The organism is Zobellella endophytica (genome assembly GCF_003012775.1).
Taxonomy (GTDB): domain Bacteria; phylum Pseudomonadota; class Gammaproteobacteria; order Enterobacterales; family Aeromonadaceae; genus Oceanimonas; species Oceanimonas endophytica.
In genome coordinates this window covers 852,558-867,100 of record NZ_PXYG01000001.1, presented here as the reverse complement: position 1 = coordinate 867,100, position 14,543 = coordinate 852,558, and the positions used below count along the sequence as shown (strand labels likewise).

Here is a 14,543-nt window from a genome sequence, read left to right as displayed (position 1 = left end):
TTTCATGTATCAGTCCGTACTGCATTTCTGGTTTGAAGAGCTGGCGCCGGCCCAATGGTGGCAGAAGAGCGCGTCCCTGGATTTGGATATCCGTCGCCGTTTCGGCAAGCTGCACCACCAGGCCTGCCGGGGCGAGTTGTTCGAGTGGCGCAGCCGGGTACAGGGGCGGCTGGCCGAGATCATCGTGCTCGATCAGTTTTCCCGCAATATTTACCGGGACCGGCCCCAGGCCTTCGCCGCCGACGGCATGGCCCTGGTGCTGGCCCAGGAAGCGATAAGCCAGGGCGCCGAGCGCGGCCTGACCCAGCAGCAGCGGCTGTTTCTCTACATGCCTTTCATGCACAGCGAATCGCTGAAGGTGCACGACGTGGCCCTGGCGCTGTTCGAGAAGAACGGCCTGCGCGATAACCTGGAGTACGAGGTGCGCCACCGGGACATCATCGCCCGTTTCGGGCGTTATCCCCATCGCAACGCCATCCTGGGGCGGGAGTCCACGGAAGAGGAAGAGCAGTTCCTGCAACAGCCTGGATCCAGCTTTTAACCTGGCAAAAAAGGCACCCGAGGGTGCCTTTTTTACACAAAGCCTGCCGGTTACTGTTGCTGGATCATCCAGATCTGGAAGGCCCGGCGGGTGTCCTTGTCGGCGGCTCCCCACCAGTGCTTCAGCATCTCCAGCGCATCGGCGTCGACCGCCGCGTCGCCAAATTTTTCCTGGGCGGCGGCCACGGCGGCTTCGGTGCGGCCTCCGAACGCCTTGCCATTCTCTTCCAGATAATCCTGGATACCCCGGGCGGTGTCCATGCCGGCGGGACGGAGTATGGTGTAAATCTCGGCATCCAGGGGCTGGCCGGTGCGTTTGTCCACCAGGGTGAGTTCGGCTTCCTGCTGCTGCAGGAACTGGCGGGCGCCCTGGTAGTTCAGCGGCTCCTTGTAGCTCAGGGTCAGCTGGGCATCGGCCGGCACATCGGCCTCGATGATCACCGGATCGCCGTTCATCACCCGGATGTCGCTGCGGGTGGAGAAGTCCTTGATATAGGTGACGGCGAACTGGTGCTTGCCGCCGGCGACCTCGACGGAATGCACGGCGCGCATGATGCTGTGATCGGTTTTTTTGCCGTCAACCAGCAGGATGTGGTAGGGCAGGGGGGCGTCGAAGGTGGCGGCGCTGGCGCCGAAAGACAAGCCGGCCACTGCCAGGGCAGCAAAGGTTAAACGCATTTTCATCTGGGGCTCCTGAGCCATTATTTATCCCGGAACGGGCTGCTAAGTAATTGAACCTGAACTTAAGTTAACCGCAGGATTGTGGCAAGTAATGGCCCCGAGCGCAACGGTCAAAACCAGGCCTGCCAGGCCAGTTTGATGGACATGGCCAACACCATCAGCACGAAAATCGGGCGGATAAAATTCCCCCCGAAACGGATGGCGGAGCGGGCGCCGATAAAGGATCCCGCCATGATGCCAAGGCTTAAAGTGAGTCCCAGTGCCCAGTCCACCTGCCCCAGCGCCACGAAGGTCAGCAGGGACACCAGGTTGCTGATAAAGTTCATGGATTTGGCCAGCCCCGACGCCAGCAGGATATTCAGCCGGTACAGGGCCATGGAGGAGACGATGAGAAAGGCCCCGGTGCCCGGGCCGAAGGCACCGTCGTAGGCACCCAGCACCATGCCCTGGCCCCACTGGCGACGAAACAGAGGCTTGCCGGCGGCCGGCAGCTGGTTGCCCTGGGGTTCGCGCCGGCGATTCACTATGGTATAGATGGCCACCATAAAGATCAGCAGCGGCAGGGCCTTTTCCAGCCAGCCGGCGCTGACCAGGTTGATCAGCAGGGTGCCGGTGACGGCGCCCAGGGCGGCGGCCAGGCAGGCGCGCCACCAGAAGGCGGGGGTAAACAGCCGTTGCCGGTAGAAGGTCATGGCCGAGGTGAGCGAACTCAGGCTGGCCGCCACCTTGTTGGTGCCCAGCGCCAGGTGCGGCGGCAGGCCGGCACTGAGCAGGGCGGGAATGGTGATCAGGCCGCCACCGCCGGCGACCGCGTCGAGAAAGCCGGCGAACAACCCGGTGGCGGCCAGCAGCAGGTATACCGAGATATCGAGCGTCATCCTAGCTCCCGGGAGAAAGGGGGGAGGGCATCGAGCAGGGCGGCGCCATAGCGCCGGCTGATCAGCCGTTTGTCGAGCAGCACGATGCGTCCGCCGTCGGTCTCGGTGCGCAGCAAGCGGCCGCAGGCCTGGATCAGTTTGCGCGATGCCTCGGGCATGGCCAGTTGCATAAAGGGATTGCCGCCGCAGAGGCTGACCCACTCGGCCATGGCTTCTTCCACCGGCGAGGTGGGCACGGCGAAGGGCAGCTTGGTGATGATCAGGTTGGTCAGGTAATGGCCGGGCAGGTCCAGCCCTTCGGCAAAGCTGCCGGTGCCGAACAGCACGCTGGGCTGGTTGCCGTCGCATTTCAGTTTATGCAGCTGTAGCAAGGCCTGGCGGCTGGCTTCGCCCTGCACCAGCAGGCTAAGCCCCCGGGCCCGCAATGCCTCGGCCACCGTGTTCATCTGCCGGTAGGAGGAAAACAGCACCAGGCTGCCGCCCTGATCCTTCAACCACAGGGGGATCTGCTCCGTCAGCAACTGGTCGAATGCCGGCGAGGTGGGTTCACAGGCCAGCTCGGGCACGATCAGGCGGGCGCCCTGGTAGTCGAACGGCGAGTTCAGCCGGAGGTAGTGGCTGCCGTCATCCGCGCGCAGGCCGACGGCCCGGCGGAAATAGCCGAAATCGTTGAGCGCGGTCAGGGTGGCGGACACCAGCATCACCGCCGCCGCCCGCGACCAGCACCATTGCTCCAGCAGGTGGCCTACCGCCAGTGGCGTGGCACAGAGGCTGATGTCCTGCGGCGTCTGCTCCAGCCAGCGGGCCGGTGGGGTATGCCTGGCCGCGACGGGGCGCAGCAGCAGCTCGCACAGGTCGCGTACCTGCTCGCAACGCAGCTGCTGCTGGCTGAGGGCGGCGAGGCTACTTTCGATGGCGGCCGCCTTGGCGGGAGAGCGCTTCAGTTGCTCGCCGAGTTGTGCCTGGGTGCGTTCCAGGCCCCGGCTCAGTTGCTGGTTGTCATCCTTGAGCGCGGTCAGGGCCGCGTCCATGAAGGCCGGCAGTTCGCCGGCGACAAAGCGCAGGCAGCCCTGTTCGTCCGCCTTCAGCTCACCCCGCTGCAGGGCGCCGTGCAGTGCCTGATAGAGCTGGTTGAGTGATGGGATCAACTGCTGCAACCCCTGCTGTACCCGGTTGAGACCTTTCTGTTCATCCTGCCCGAGCTGTTCGGCGATGGCCCCCAGCGACTTGTTGAACTGTTCGAAGGCTCGGCGGCTCTGGCGCAGGGGCAGCCGCGCCGAGCCCTGGTCTCGGGCCACGGCGGCGATATGATGGGCTTCGTCCAGTATATAGAGGCACTGTTCCGGCTCGGGCAGCACGATGCCGCCGCCCATCTTCAAATCCGCCAGCAGCAGCGCATGGTTCACCACGATGACGTCGACCTGCTCGAGCTCGGCCCGGGCCAGGTGAAAGGGACAATGCGCGTGGCCGAGCTGGGGCTGGCAGCTGTGGCGCTCGGCCTGCAGCTGTTGCCAGAGCGCATCGTCGACGGGCTGGGGCCAGCTGTCCCGGTCTCCGGCCCAGCGCCGCTTGGCCCAGGCCTGCCACAACGCCGCCAGTTGCTGTTGCTGCGCCGGGCTCAGCGCCTCGGCCGGCTCGAACATGCCCAGTTGCTGCTCGCCCCGGGCCAGCGCCTCCAGCCGCCGCGCACAGCAGTAGCGGGCCCGGCCCTTGGCGAGGGCGAAGCGAAAGCCCGGCTGGCAATGGGGGTGAAACAGCGGCAGGTCCTTGCCGACCAGTTGTTCCTGCAATGCCAGGGTGGCGGTGGAAATAATCACTTTTTTTTGATTGAGCCGGGCCCAGGGGATGCCGGCCTGCAGATAGGCGAGGGATTTGCCGATACCGGTACCGGCTTCGGCCACCAGGATGCGCCTGGCCCGGTCGTACTGGCCCAGCAGCACCCTGCCCATTTCCGCGACCAGGTAATTCTGCTCCCGGCGAGGTTTAAAGCCTTGAATTCCAAGGCTTAGTCGGCGGTAGTTGGCGCGCACCAGGGTGCGGTAGTCGGTGCTGGGCATGGGCATGTTCTGGTATAAAATCCGGCGCCAAGTATAACCGCTAGTCGATTTTATGCCAGACGCAAGCAAGGACTGTGGGAAAGGAGGCGAAACTCACATTTACGTGCCGTGAGAGCACTATTGTCACAAAAAGTTCCCGGGATTTTGTTGCAAGCCCAAAAAACCGGTGATAGGCTGCCGTTCATAGTAACGTCAATCGTTGCTAACACAGGGAATAACAAGGACTTAGTGTTTAATTACAGTAGGCATCTAAAATTATGAAAAAGACAATTCTTGCACTGACCATCCCTGCGCTGTTTGCAACTTCTGCAAATGCCGCTACCGTATATTCCGCTGAAGACGGCACCCAGGTAGACGTATACGGCCGTATCCAGTACGACATCGGCGAACTGAACGGCGCCGACAACGAAGACATCGGCGGCGACGGCTCCGCTCGTCTGGGCGTGAACGTCAAGTACAACCTGAACCAGGACGTGGACCTGATCGGTAAGCTGGAATGGCAGGTCACTGCCGAAACCGCTAACGACGCCAACACCCAGGACATTAACTCCCGTTACGCCTGGGCCGGTTTCCGTTTCATGGACACCACCGACCTGACCTTCGGCAAGAGCGAGAACCCCTACGTTCAGCTGTCCGACTTCACCGATATCTTTGAACTGGGCGGCGCCGCTGCCTACGATCACGGCTTCCGTATCGACGACCAGGTGCGCGTAAGCTACGCCGACCAGGGCTTCGATCTGCGCGCTGCCTATGCCTTCGCCGACGAAAACCGTCTGAGCGATGCCGTTGGTACTCCTGAGAACCAGTACAGCCTGTCTGCCGGCTATGCTCTGGCTGCCGGCCCGGGTGATCTGGGTCTGGCTGCCGCTTACGAGCAAATCAACTTCAATGGTGGCGACCTGGACAAGTGGGGCCTGGGCGTAAACTACGCCATCGATGGTTTCTACTTCGGTGTGACCTACGGTCAGTCTGACCAGACCACCACTCTCGATGCCGACCAGTGGGAAGCCGTTGGTACCTACACCGTCGACGCCTGGACCCTGGGCCTGGGCTTCAACTTCAAGAAAGCCGACAGCGATATCGTGGGCCCGCGTGTACTGGTTGAAGACTATATCCTGGCTGCCAAGTATGCCCTGAACGCCAAGACCAAGCTGTACGGTGAGTACTACATCGACGAAACCGTTAATGCGAACGACCGTTACGGCGTTGGTATCCAGTACAACTTCTAATTCTGCTTTTAGCTGAATACCGAAGTTCAAAAAAGCCGGCGTCAGCCGGCTTTTTTATATCCTTTTTTCTAATCCCTAATCCCTAATCCCTAATCCCTAATCCCTAATCCCTAATCCCTAATCCCCGTTCCGTTACAGCTCCCAGGCGCCGTGCTGGGCCTTCCGGTATTTTTCTTCGCACGGGGCGCAGCGCTGGCGGCAGGGATCTTGCCATAACTGCTCCGGGGTCAGCTCGGCTTCGCAATCGCTGCACAGGCCGTACAACCCCAGCTGCCACTGGCACAGGGCGGCATCGACCTGCCTGAGTGCCTTGAGATGAGTGTGCAACTGGGGGTAGGCGGCCAGCGCGGCGACATCGGCCCATTCGTCCGGCGGTAGCCGGTGCAGTTCGGCCGCCAGCCGTGCATCGAGGGCCAGCAGGCTGTGCCAGAAGGCCTGGCGCCGCGCCCGGGCCTCTGCCAGCAGCCTGGCCTCCAGCTGGGATTCTGAAATGGTGCTGCTCATACCTTGATCCAAAACCGTGATACCGGCAGCCAGTATAGGGAGGGCCCGCCCGGGTCGGTATGACGCAAATCAAAGGAGCGCGAGAGTCTGTCTGATATCGCGGGTCTGCTTCAGGGTACGAATTTGGCCGAACAACGCCTGCGCCTGCGGATAGTACAGCTTGAGATAGCTCAGCCACTGCTTGATGCGATTGGGGTAATAGACCCCCTTGTCACCGCCGATCTCCAGTCCGGAATAGTCCAGCAACAGTTGCACCACCGCCGGCCAGCTCATGGGCGCGACCCCGGACTTGATGGTGGCGGCCAGGTTGGGCAAGGCCAGGGCGCCGCGGCCCAGCATGATGTCCTGGCACCGGCTCTGCGCCCTGGCCGCCGCGGCCTGGTCGGCATTCCATATTTCCCCGTTGACCACCACCGGGATCTGCAGCGCCTGCCGGATCTCCGCCACCAGCGGCCAGTGGGCGGGGGGGCGGTAGCCGTCGCGCTTGCTGCGCGCATGCACCGCCAGCTCGCTGATGCCACCCTCGGCCAGGGCCAGGCTGTTGGTCAGGTAGCTGTCGCGCTCGTCCACGCCCAGCCGGATCTTGGCACTGACCGGCAGGGCGGCGGGCACGGCGGCCCGGACCGCCCGGGCGATCCGATACAGCAGTTCGCTGTTGTCGAGCAGGGCCGCGCCGCCCTTGTGCTTGTTGACGGTCTTGGCCGGGCAGCCGAAGTTGAGATCGATGCCGCCGGCACCCAGGGCACAGGCCTGGGCGGCATTTTCCGCCAGCCAGTCCGGATCCTGGCCCAGCAGCTGGATGCGCACCGGGGTGCCGGCGGGGGTTCTGCACCCCTGGCGCAGCTCCGGGCACAGCCGGTAGAACACCCGCGGCGGCAGGCGCATGTCCACCACCCGGATAAACTCGGTCAGGCAGAGGTCGAACGGATTGAGGCGGGTCAGCAGATCCCGCATCAGGTGGTCCAGTACCCCTTCCATCGGGGCCAGTATCAGGCGCATAAGGGTTCTACATGATGCAAAAGCGGGATTGTAAAGCCTAAGCGGACGGGCGGGAAGCGGCTTCCCGCTGGCGGCGCTTCCTGCTATGCTCGGGCTGTTAACAAAGGAGGGCCGGATGCGCATATTGTTTGCCCTGCTTGGCGGCGTGTCGCTGGGGCTGGGGTTGCTCGGGGCCTTCTTGCCGGTGTTGCCCACCACGCCTTTCGTGTTGCTGTCGGCGTTTTTTTTCGGCAAGTCTTCCCCCCGGGTCCACCGTTGGTTGCTCAGCCACCCCTGGTTCGGCGGCATGATCCGCGACTGGCAACAGCACCGCGGCCTGCGCCCGCATGTGCGGCGCCGGGCGCTGTGGATGATGGCGGCCAGCTTCGCGTTTTCCATCTACATGGTGCCGCTGTGGTGGGTTAAAATCGCACTGGTGTTCACATTTTTGGCATTGTTGGTCTGGTTTTTGCGCTTACCCCTGGTCCCCGACCGGCCCGCGGTTGCAATGAAACAAACTAGGCCCTAAGCTAGCCGCAGTCCCATATCCCTGCCTGCCCGGCACCGAGCCGGGCCCAACGAGGCTGCCTTATCCACTATGAAACAAGAAACCCTTAAGCTGATTGCCGACAGTATCGTCTCCATTGCCGATTATCCCAAGCCGGGCATCGTGTTCCGTGATATCACCAGCCTGGTGGAAAACGCCGAGGCGTTTCGCCTGACCATCGAGGCCCTGGTGGAACTGTATCGCCACTCCGGCATCACCAAGGTACTGGGCACCGAGGCCCGGGGCTTTATCTTCGGGGCCCCGGTGGCGGCGGCGCTGGGGGTGGGTTTTGTGCCGGCGCGCAAGCCCGGCAAGCTGCCGCGCGAGGTCATCGAGGTCGGCTACGATCTGGAATACGGCCAGGACAAGCTGCAGATCCACGTGGACGCCATCGCCCCGGGCGAGAAGGTGTTGATCGTGGATGATCTGCTGGCCACCGGCGGCACGGTGGAAGCGGCGGTCAAACTGGTGCGCCGCTGCGGCGGCGAAGTGCAGGACGCAGCCTTCGTCATCGGCCTGCCGGCCCTGGGCGGCATGCAGCGACTGAACAAGCTGGGGGTCAAGGTGACCAGTCTGGTCGAGTTCGACGGGCATTAATCCCTTATGAGCTATCAGGTTCTCGCCAGGAAATGGCGACCCCGGCGCTTTGCCGACGTGGTCGGGCAGCAGCATGTGCTGACCGCCCTGGTCAACGCCCTGGCCCAGGGGCGGCTGCACCATGCTTACCTGTTCAGCGGTACCCGGGGCGTGGGCAAGACTTCCATCGCCCGCCTGCTGGCCAAGGCGCTCAACTGTGATACCGGTGTTACCGCCGAGCCGTGCGGGCAGTGCACCAGTTGCCTGGAGATAGAGCAGGGGCGCTTCGTCGATCTGCTGGAAATCGACGCCGCCAGCCGCACCAAGGTGGAAGACACCCGAGAGCTGCTCGACAATGTGCAATACCAGCCCGCCCGCGGTCGCTTCAAGGTTTACCTGATCGACGAAGTGCACATGCTGTCCCGCCACAGCTTCAACGCGCTGCTGAAAACCCTGGAAGAGCCGCCGCCCCATGTGAAATTTTTGCTGGCCACCACGGATCCGCAAAAGCTGCCGATCACCATTTTGTCCCGTTGCCTGCAGTTCCATCTGAAAAGCCTGGAACCGGGGCAGATCGATGGCCAGTTGCGGCATATCCTGCGGCAGGAACAGCTGCCGTTCGAGGAGCAGGCCACGGCGGCCCTGGCCCGGGCCGCCGACGGCAGCCTGCGCGATGCCCTGAGCCTGACCGATCAGGCCCTGGCCTTCGGCAATGGCGAGGTGCACCTGGCGCAGGTGGAGACGATGCTCGGTAACCTGAACCGGCAGCAGCTGCTGGGGCTGGTGGAGGCGGTGCTCGCCGGTGATGGCGAAGCGCTGCTGGCCCGGGTAGCCGAGCTGGCCGCCATGGGGCCGGACTACGATCAGGTGCACAGGGAGCTGATCGGCTTCTGGCATCAGCTGGCCCTGGCCCAGGTGATCCCGGCCCAGGGGCTGCCCCATGCGGCGGAGCTGAACCGGCTGGCGCCGTTGGTCTCGCCCGAGCAGATCCAGCTCTATTACCAGATTTGTGTGCAGGGCCGAAAGGACCTGCCCTTTGCGCCCGATGGCCGTTCCGCACTGGAAATGACCTTGTTGCGCAGCCTGGCTTTCCGCCCCCAGGCGGTGTCGATCCTGCCCGGGAATGCCCCGGTAAAAAAGCCTGAGCCGCCAGCCGTCTCGTCCGCTCCCGGGGGCGTGGACGAGGACGACGACATGGCGGCGAAACTGCAGCAGGAGCAGGCCGAGATCCTGACCGAGGCCGCACGGCTCGGGCATGGCACCACGGTTGCCGACGACGCGCCCCCGGTGGAAACTGCTGCACAGCCACAGCCACAGCCACAGCCACAGCCACAGCCACAGCCACAGCCACAGCCACAGCCACAGCCACAGCCACAGCCACAGCCACAGCCACAGCCACAGCCGGATACGATGGCGCCCGAGCCGGCGACGGGGCCGATGGTCGATGACGCGGCCGCCGAGGTGGCGCGCATCCGGCGCTTGTTACAGACGCGCAACCGGCTGCGCAGCCAGGAGCCGGAGAAAACGGCGGCCCCGGCCGGCACCGTTTCCGCCAGCAGCAGGCCGGCAGCCGGGGTGGTGAGTGCCGAGCTGGCACCGGTCAGGGTCCCGGCGGCGGCCCGGCCGGCTGCCGATGAGTTGCCGCCGCTGGATGCCTACGACGATCTGCCCTGGGACAACGACGAGGCCCCTTGGCAGCAGGACGAGGCTCCGCGGATAATTCCATCGCCATCGCCATCGCCATCGCCATCGCCATCGCCATCGCCATCGCCATCGGCGCCGCGCCGGCCGGCCTCCGCGCCGGCTCCCGCAGCAGCGCCACCGCCGCCGACCCCGGCTCGCAAGGTGTCGTCCCCGGGGCCGGCACCGCTCAGGGCGGCCAGCCTGCTGCCCCAGGCGGAAGACGACTGGACCCGGCTGGTAGCGGTGTTGCCCCTGGGAGGCCTGCTCCGGCAACTGGCCATGCACAGCACCCTGAGCCACAACGGCGATGACTGGCAGCTCCGGCTGCGGCCCGAGCACCGTCACCTGCTGACCGACAAGACCCGGCAGGAGCTGGAAGCGGTGTTGCGCCAGCACCATCCGGACACGCTAAACTTGCAGGTAGCCATCGGTGAGGGCGAAGGGCAGACGCCCTTTGAGATAGAGCAATTGCTGTATCAGGCGGCGAAGGCGCGCGCCAGGGATGAAATCGAGGCCGATGATGCGGTACAATTTTTTATCTCGCGTTTCGCCGCCGTGCTGGACACGGACAGTATCGAACCCATGGCGGACTGAATCGCGCCGTCATTATTAATCCATTAACAAGAGTGACAACCCTATGTTTGGTAAAGGTGGACTTGGCAATATCATGAAACAGGCTCAGCAGATGCAGGAAAAAATGCAGAAGCTGCAGGAAGAGCTGGCCCAGATGGAAGTGGTGGGCGAGGCCGGCGCCGGCCTGGTCAAGGTGACCATGACCGGCAGCCATTCGGTACGCCGGGTTGAACTCGACGACAGCCTGCTGCAAGACGACAAGGAGCTGCTCGAGGATCTGCTGGCCGCCGCCGTCAACGATGCGGTACGCCGGGTGGAAGAGCAGAACAAATCCCGCATGGGCGAACTGACCGGCGGCATGCAATTACCGCCAGGCTTCAAGATGCCGTTCTGAAGCTTGAAGCCGCAGGCTGGAAGCTGGAAGAATTAAGATTGACGCCTGCTCAAGGCCGTTTATGTTCCAGCTTCCAGCTTCCAGCTTCCAGCTTCCAGCTTCCAGCTTCCAGCTTCCAGCTCCTTTTCCAAGAGTCCTGCCATGCGTTTTAGTCCCCTGTTGGATGAATTGATTAAAAGCCTGCAAGTCCTGCCTGGCGTCGGCCCCAAGTCGGCCCAGCGCATGGCCTTTGCCCTGCTGGAGCGCCAACGCGCCGGCGGCCGCAAGCTGGCCCATGTACTGGAGCAGGCACTGGATCGCATCGGCCACTGCCGCCAGTGCCGCACCTTTACCGAAGAGGACACCTGTCCGATCTGCGCCAATCCCAAGCGGGCCATGGGCGGTCAGCTGTGCATCGTGGAAAGCCCGGCCGATGTGGTGGCGATCGAGCAGACCGGCCAGTATCAGGGCCGCTATTTCGTGCTGATGGGGCATCTGTCGCCGCTCGACGGAGTCGGCCCGGAAGAACTGGGGCTGGACAGCCTGGCCGACTGGCTGGCGGCAGAGCAGTTCGAAGAGTTGATCCTGGCCACCAATCCCACGGTGGAAGGAGAAGCAACCGCCTATTTTATCGCCGATATCGCCCGCAGCCACGGGGTCAGGGTCAGCCGTATCGCCCACGGGGTGCCCATCGGCGGCGAACTGGAGCTGGTGGACGGCAATACCCTCAGCCACTCGCTGATGGGGCGCAAGGCCTTCGCCGGCTGAGAGGGCGTTGCAGACGATCCTGGATCTCCGCCTGCGCGGAGATGACGAGGGTTAAACCGCCGGGATAAAGAGAACCACCCGGCGAAAGTATTATCAGGCAACGGCATCCCAATGGGATGCCGTTGCCGTTTCAGGGCTCAGAGATCGTAGGGCTCGACGCTGACCCCTTCGAGGGAGTAGGAGGCGTTGGCCACTTCGTGACTGGCGCTGACGGTACGCAGGGTGCCGGTGACCCAGACCGCGTCCCACAGATCGTCGACCCGGGCGCCCTTGGGATAGTCCACGTACACTATCTGGTTGGTGGGCGGCGGCGGTACATGGATGCAGGCGCCGAAGTAGGGCACCAGGAAGAAGGTGGTGATCTCCTTGCTGTCGCCTTCCAGCGGCACCACGAAGCCCGGCAGACGGACCTTCTTGCCGTTGAGCGAATCCACCACCTTGCCCACCGGCTGGGAGGGAATGGCGAATTCGTCCTCGTGATCCACCTCGGGGAAGGGGGGCGGGTTGAGCCGCTCTTCCAGCGGGATCAGTTCGTCCCACTCCAGCAGGGTGAATTCGTCGGCCCAGGCGGGGGACATGATCAGGGCCAGTGCGGCCAGGCAGATGCGTGCTGTGTTCACTGTTTGATACTCATTCCGTCGTTCACCGAATAGCGATAGGCCTGGGCTGCGGGCAACAGGCCGATGATCACCCCCGCCAGCCAGACCAGTCCCAGCAGGCGCCATTCCGCCGGCGTGGGCAGGCCTGGATACAGCAGCAGGCCATATTGGGCCTGGACCAGGGGAGCGGCCAGGGTCAGGGAAAGATACAACACCAGCAGCCCGAGTAACATACCCAGGCCGGTCAGAATGGCGGCTTCCAGCGCCAGCAGCGCAAACAGGTGACGCGGTCCGGCACCGAGCGAGCGCAGTATGGCCAGCTCGCGCCGCCGTGCCGACAGCCCCGCCAGCAGGGTGGTCAGCATGCCGAGCAGGCCGGCCACCACCACGAACAGGGCGATAAAGGCGATGGCCTTTTCCGCCATCCCCATCATGCTCCACAGCTCATGCAGGGCGGTACCGGGCAGGATGGCCGACAGCGGCTCGGCCCGGTAGTTGTTGATGGCCCGTTGCAGCTGGAAGGTCATCACCTTGTTCTCCAGCCCCACCAGGAAGGCGGTGATGGCCGCGGGGGTGAGATCCGCCGTCCGCGTGTCCTCGGCCGACAGCGTCCGGGTCTGGCGCCCGCTCTGCCAGCCCAGGTGAATGGCCTCCAGCCCGTCCAGCCGCACGTGCACCGTCCTGTCCACCGGGGTGCCGGTGGGTGCCAGTATGCCCACCAGGGTAAAGGGCAGGTCTTCATGCAGGCTGAAGGAGGTATTGCCGGCGCCGTGGGCGATCACCAGCTTGTCGTCCAGCCGGTAGCCCAGCCGGCGGGCCACCTCGGCGCCGATTACCGCCTCGAAGGTGTCCGCGAAGGGACGGCCCTCGGCCAGCGCGAGCGGCTGCTGCCGGCCGTAGGCGTAATGGGTGAAATACTCTTCGCTGGTGCCCAGCACCCGGAACCCCTGGTGGGAGTCGCCGAGGGAGAGGGGAATGGTCCAGGCCACCCCGCTCTGCTCCCTGATGCGCTGGTAGGACTCCCAACTGATGTTGTTGGTGGGGTTGCCGAGGCGGAACACCGAATAGAGCAGCAGGTTGATCTGGCCCGAGCGGGCGCCCACGATCAGATCGGTGCCGGAAATGGTACGGGCGAAGCCGTCCTTCAGCTCAACGCGCACCTTTTCCACCCCCACCAGCAGCAGCACGCTGATGGCGATGGCCGCCAGGGTCAGTCCCGCCGTGAGCCGGCGTGCCCACAGGCTTTTTAACGCCAGCATTAACATGGCGGTACCTTATTCAGTTCGGGCAGGGATACCACCCGGGAAAACAACGACTCCAGTCCGGGATCGTGGCTCACAAACACCAGGGTGCTGCCTTGCTGGGCGCATTCGCCGAACAGCAGTTCGATAAAGGCGGCCCTGTTGTCGGTGTCCAGCGCCGAGGTGGGTTCATCGGCGATCACCAGCTCGGGGCGGCCGATCAGCGCCCGGGCCGCCGCCACCCGTTGCTGCTGGCCGATGCTCAGCCGATGGACTGGCTGGTGCCAGAGGCTGGTGGGCAGCTGCAGTTCGGCCAGCAGGCGCTCGGCCTCCTGGTGGGCCAGGGCCGGCAGCCGGGCCCGCTTGCGGGGTGAGAAGATCAGCGCCGAGGTGACGTTTTCCAGCACGGACAGGAAGGGCAGCAGGTTGAACTGCTGGAAGATATAGCCCAGGTGATCGGCCCGGAAGCGATCCCGGGCCCGGTTGGAGAGTCGCGACAGATCCTGGCCCAGTACCACCAGCCCGCCCCGGGCCCGGTGGATGCCGGCCAGCAGGCCGAGCAGGGTGCTCTTGCCGCTGCCGCTCGGTCCCTTGATAAATACCCGCTCGCCCGGGGCCAGGGTCAGCCGCTCGATATGCAGCAGCTCGGGCTGGCCCGGCCAGGCGAAACGCAGATCCTCTATGGCGATAAGTGCGGTCATGGCTTACCAGTCGATTTGGGGTTGTTCCGGCGTCAGGGTGTCCGCCAGTTGGCCGGAAGGCAGGATACCCTGCACCTCGATGCGGTGAAAGCTCGGGAACCGTTCGAACAGGGCCACCTCGATGCGGCTCAGCGCGTCCGGCCGGTCGCAGTGGTAGAAGTAGTGTACCAGGATATCGCTGTGATCATGGTCATCGTGCTCATGCTCATGCTCATGGCCTTGGGGCTCGTCGTCATGCCGGTGATCATGGTCATCATGATGGTTGTGGTCGTCGTGATGGTCGTGCCCGTCCCCGGCCAGATCAACCTTTTCCAGCCGGCAGGCCGCCGCCGGGGTCAGGGTGAACAAGGCGTTGGCCTGGCGGAGTTGCTCCAGCGCCGCCTCTCGCTGTGCCTGTTCCGCCTCGGTACCGGCCCGGTGCTCGAAGCCGACGATATCGGCGGCCGGGGCGGTCAGCTCGAGCAGCAGCTCGTTCTGCTCCAGCACCAGGTTGAGCATGCCGAAGCCGTGTTCGTGCATGCCCAGCTGGGTCTGGGCGCTGGTCAGCACGGGCAGCATGGCGGTGGTCAGGGCGAGCAGTTTAAGTGTCATACGAGGCTCCATTGAATTTATTTG

The 14,543-nt window shown here is 64.0% G+C and carries 16 protein-coding genes; 7 read left to right on the top strand and 9 right to left on the bottom strand.

The features are described 5' to 3' along the window. Positions 1-4: 4 nt before the first annotated feature. Positions 5-541, top strand: coding sequence for a DUF924 family protein (locus tag C7H85_RS03995; protein WP_106728386.1), 537 nt, complete (start codon positions 5-7; stop codon positions 539-541). A gap of 50 nt (positions 542-591) precedes the next feature. On the opposite strand, the gene C7H85_RS03990 is transcribed toward C7H85_RS03995, so the two are convergent. From C7H85_RS03990 to dinG, 3 genes are all read right to left on the bottom strand, one after another. Beyond that, positions 592-1,224, bottom strand: a complete 633-nt coding sequence (locus C7H85_RS03990; protein WP_106728385.1) for a YccT family protein — start codon at positions 1,222-1,224, stop codon at positions 592-594. A gap of 107 nt (positions 1,225-1,331) precedes the next feature. Beyond that, complete coding sequence (locus C7H85_RS03985; protein ID WP_106728384.1) at positions 1,332-2,099, bottom strand: sulfite exporter TauE/SafE family protein; 768 nt, start codon at positions 2,097-2,099, stop codon at positions 1,332-1,334. Beyond that, positions 2,096-4,156, bottom strand: coding sequence for an ATP-dependent DNA helicase DinG (gene dinG / locus C7H85_RS03980; RefSeq protein ID WP_106728383.1), 2,061 nt, complete (start codon positions 4,154-4,156; stop codon positions 2,096-2,098). Before dinG ends, C7H85_RS03985 begins: the two co-directional genes overlap by 4 nt. A gap of 257 nt (positions 4,157-4,413) precedes the next feature. On the opposite strand from dinG, the gene C7H85_RS03975 reads away from it, so the two are divergent. Then, positions 4,414-5,385, top strand: a complete 972-nt coding sequence (locus C7H85_RS03975; protein WP_106728382.1) for a porin — start codon at positions 4,414-4,416, stop codon at positions 5,383-5,385. Positions 5,386-5,517: 132 nt separating this feature from the next. On the opposite strand, the gene C7H85_RS03970 is transcribed toward C7H85_RS03975, so the two are convergent. Continuing rightward, positions 5,518-5,889 carry a transcriptional regulator, TraR/DksA family protein gene (locus C7H85_RS03970; RefSeq protein ID WP_106728381.1) on the bottom strand — a complete coding sequence of 124 codons (372 nt, stop codon included), beginning with the start codon at positions 5,887-5,889 and terminating at the stop codon, positions 5,518-5,520. Between the two features lie 69 nt (positions 5,890-5,958). Next, a complete protein-coding gene (locus tag C7H85_RS03965; RefSeq protein WP_106728380.1) occupies positions 5,959-6,888 on the bottom strand; it encodes a tRNA-dihydrouridine synthase in 930 nt (309 codons plus the stop codon). A 115-nt stretch (positions 6,889-7,003) separates the two neighbouring features. Between C7H85_RS03965 and C7H85_RS03960 the strand changes: the two genes are divergently transcribed. The 5 genes from C7H85_RS03960 to recR all read left to right on the top strand — a co-directional run bounded on the left by C7H85_RS03960 (position 7,004) and on the right by recR (position 11,387). Continuing rightward, positions 7,004-7,396: a YbaN family protein gene (locus C7H85_RS03960; protein WP_106728379.1), complete on the top strand. Its 393-nt coding sequence runs from the start codon at positions 7,004-7,006 to the stop codon at positions 7,394-7,396. 69 nt (positions 7,397-7,465) lie between these two features. Next, positions 7,466-8,011, top strand: a complete 546-nt coding sequence (gene apt / locus C7H85_RS03955; RefSeq protein WP_106728378.1) for an adenine phosphoribosyltransferase — start codon at positions 7,466-7,468, stop codon at positions 8,009-8,011. 6 nt (positions 8,012-8,017) lie between these two features. Then, positions 8,018-10,267: a DNA polymerase III subunit gamma/tau gene (gene dnaX / locus C7H85_RS03950; RefSeq protein WP_106728377.1), complete on the top strand. Its 2,250-nt coding sequence runs from the start codon at positions 8,018-8,020 to the stop codon at positions 10,265-10,267. A 43-nt stretch (positions 10,268-10,310) separates the two neighbouring features. Further along, a complete protein-coding gene (locus C7H85_RS03945) occupies positions 10,311-10,640 on the top strand; it encodes a YbaB/EbfC family nucleoid-associated protein (protein ID WP_106728376.1) in 330 nt (109 codons plus the stop codon). A 141-nt stretch (positions 10,641-10,781) separates the two neighbouring features. Continuing rightward, a complete protein-coding gene (recR, locus tag C7H85_RS03940) occupies positions 10,782-11,387 on the top strand; it encodes a recombination mediator RecR (protein ID WP_106728375.1) in 606 nt (201 codons plus the stop codon). A 137-nt stretch (positions 11,388-11,524) separates the two neighbouring features. Here the strand turns inward: recR and C7H85_RS03935 are convergent, their stop codons facing one another. From C7H85_RS03935 to C7H85_RS03920, 4 genes are read right to left on the bottom strand one after another with little or no spacing between them, the layout of a single operon-like run. Then, positions 11,525-11,965 carry a DUF3299 domain-containing protein gene (locus tag C7H85_RS03935; RefSeq protein WP_106728630.1) on the bottom strand — a complete coding sequence of 147 codons (441 nt, stop codon included), beginning with the start codon at positions 11,963-11,965 and terminating at the stop codon, positions 11,525-11,527. Positions 11,966-12,003: 38 nt separating this feature from the next. Then, on the bottom strand, positions 12,004-13,251 hold the full coding sequence (locus C7H85_RS03930) for an ABC transporter permease (RefSeq protein WP_106728374.1): 1,248 nt from the start codon (positions 13,249-13,251) through the stop codon (positions 12,004-12,006). Further along, positions 13,245-13,928: an ABC transporter ATP-binding protein gene (locus C7H85_RS03925; RefSeq protein WP_106728373.1), complete on the bottom strand. Its 684-nt coding sequence runs from the start codon at positions 13,926-13,928 to the stop codon at positions 13,245-13,247. Before C7H85_RS03925 ends, C7H85_RS03930 begins: the two co-directional genes overlap by 7 nt. Positions 13,929-13,931: 3 nt before the next feature. Then, entirely contained in the window at positions 13,932-14,519 is a 588-nt protein-coding gene (locus C7H85_RS03920) for a ZrgA family zinc uptake protein (RefSeq protein WP_106728372.1), read from the bottom strand. Positions 14,520-14,543 lie beyond the last annotated feature (24 nt).

Excerpts from the sequence above, each read along its gene's own strand:
- dnaX (WP_106728377.1), top strand. The coding sequence starts at position 8,018 with ATGAGCTATCAGGTTCTCGCCAGGAAATGGCGACCCCGGCGCTTTGCC.
- C7H85_RS03930 (WP_106728374.1), bottom strand. The coding sequence starts at position 13,251 with ATGTTAATGCTGGCGTTAAAAAGCCTGTGGGCACGCCGGCTCACGGCG.
- C7H85_RS03965 (WP_106728380.1), bottom strand. The coding sequence starts at position 6,888 with ATGCGCCTGATACTGGCCCCGATGGAAGGGGTACTGGACCACCTGATG.
- recR (WP_106728375.1), top strand. The coding sequence starts at position 10,782 with ATGCGTTTTAGTCCCCTGTTGGATGAATTGATTAAAAGCCTGCAAGTC.
- C7H85_RS03975 (WP_106728382.1), top strand. The coding sequence starts at position 4,414 with ATGAAAAAGACAATTCTTGCACTGACCATCCCTGCGCTGTTTGCAACT.
- C7H85_RS03945 (WP_106728376.1), top strand. The coding sequence starts at position 10,311 with ATGTTTGGTAAAGGTGGACTTGGCAATATCATGAAACAGGCTCAGCAG.
- dinG (WP_106728383.1), bottom strand. The coding sequence starts at position 4,156 with ATGCCCAGCACCGACTACCGCACCCTGGTGCGCGCCAACTACCGCCGA.
- C7H85_RS03920 (WP_106728372.1), bottom strand. The coding sequence starts at position 14,519 with ATGACACTTAAACTGCTCGCCCTGACCACCGCCATGCTGCCCGTGCTG.
- apt (WP_106728378.1), top strand. The coding sequence starts at position 7,466 with ATGAAACAAGAAACCCTTAAGCTGATTGCCGACAGTATCGTCTCCATT.
- C7H85_RS03995 (WP_106728386.1), top strand. The coding sequence starts at position 5 with ATGTATCAGTCCGTACTGCATTTCTGGTTTGAAGAGCTGGCGCCGGCC.
- C7H85_RS03985 (WP_106728384.1), bottom strand. The coding sequence starts at position 2,099 with ATGACGCTCGATATCTCGGTATACCTGCTGCTGGCCGCCACCGGGTTG.
- C7H85_RS03960 (WP_106728379.1), top strand. The coding sequence starts at position 7,004 with ATGCGCATATTGTTTGCCCTGCTTGGCGGCGTGTCGCTGGGGCTGGGG.
- C7H85_RS03935 (WP_106728630.1), bottom strand. The coding sequence starts at position 11,965 with ATGTCCCCCGCCTGGGCCGACGAATTCACCCTGCTGGAGTGGGACGAA.
- C7H85_RS03925 (WP_106728373.1), bottom strand. The coding sequence starts at position 13,928 with ATGACCGCACTTATCGCCATAGAGGATCTGCGTTTCGCCTGGCCGGGC.
- C7H85_RS03990 (WP_106728385.1), bottom strand. The coding sequence starts at position 1,224 with ATGAAAATGCGTTTAACCTTTGCTGCCCTGGCAGTGGCCGGCTTGTCT.
- C7H85_RS03970 (WP_106728381.1), bottom strand. The coding sequence starts at position 5,889 with ATGAGCAGCACCATTTCAGAATCCCAGCTGGAGGCCAGGCTGCTGGCA.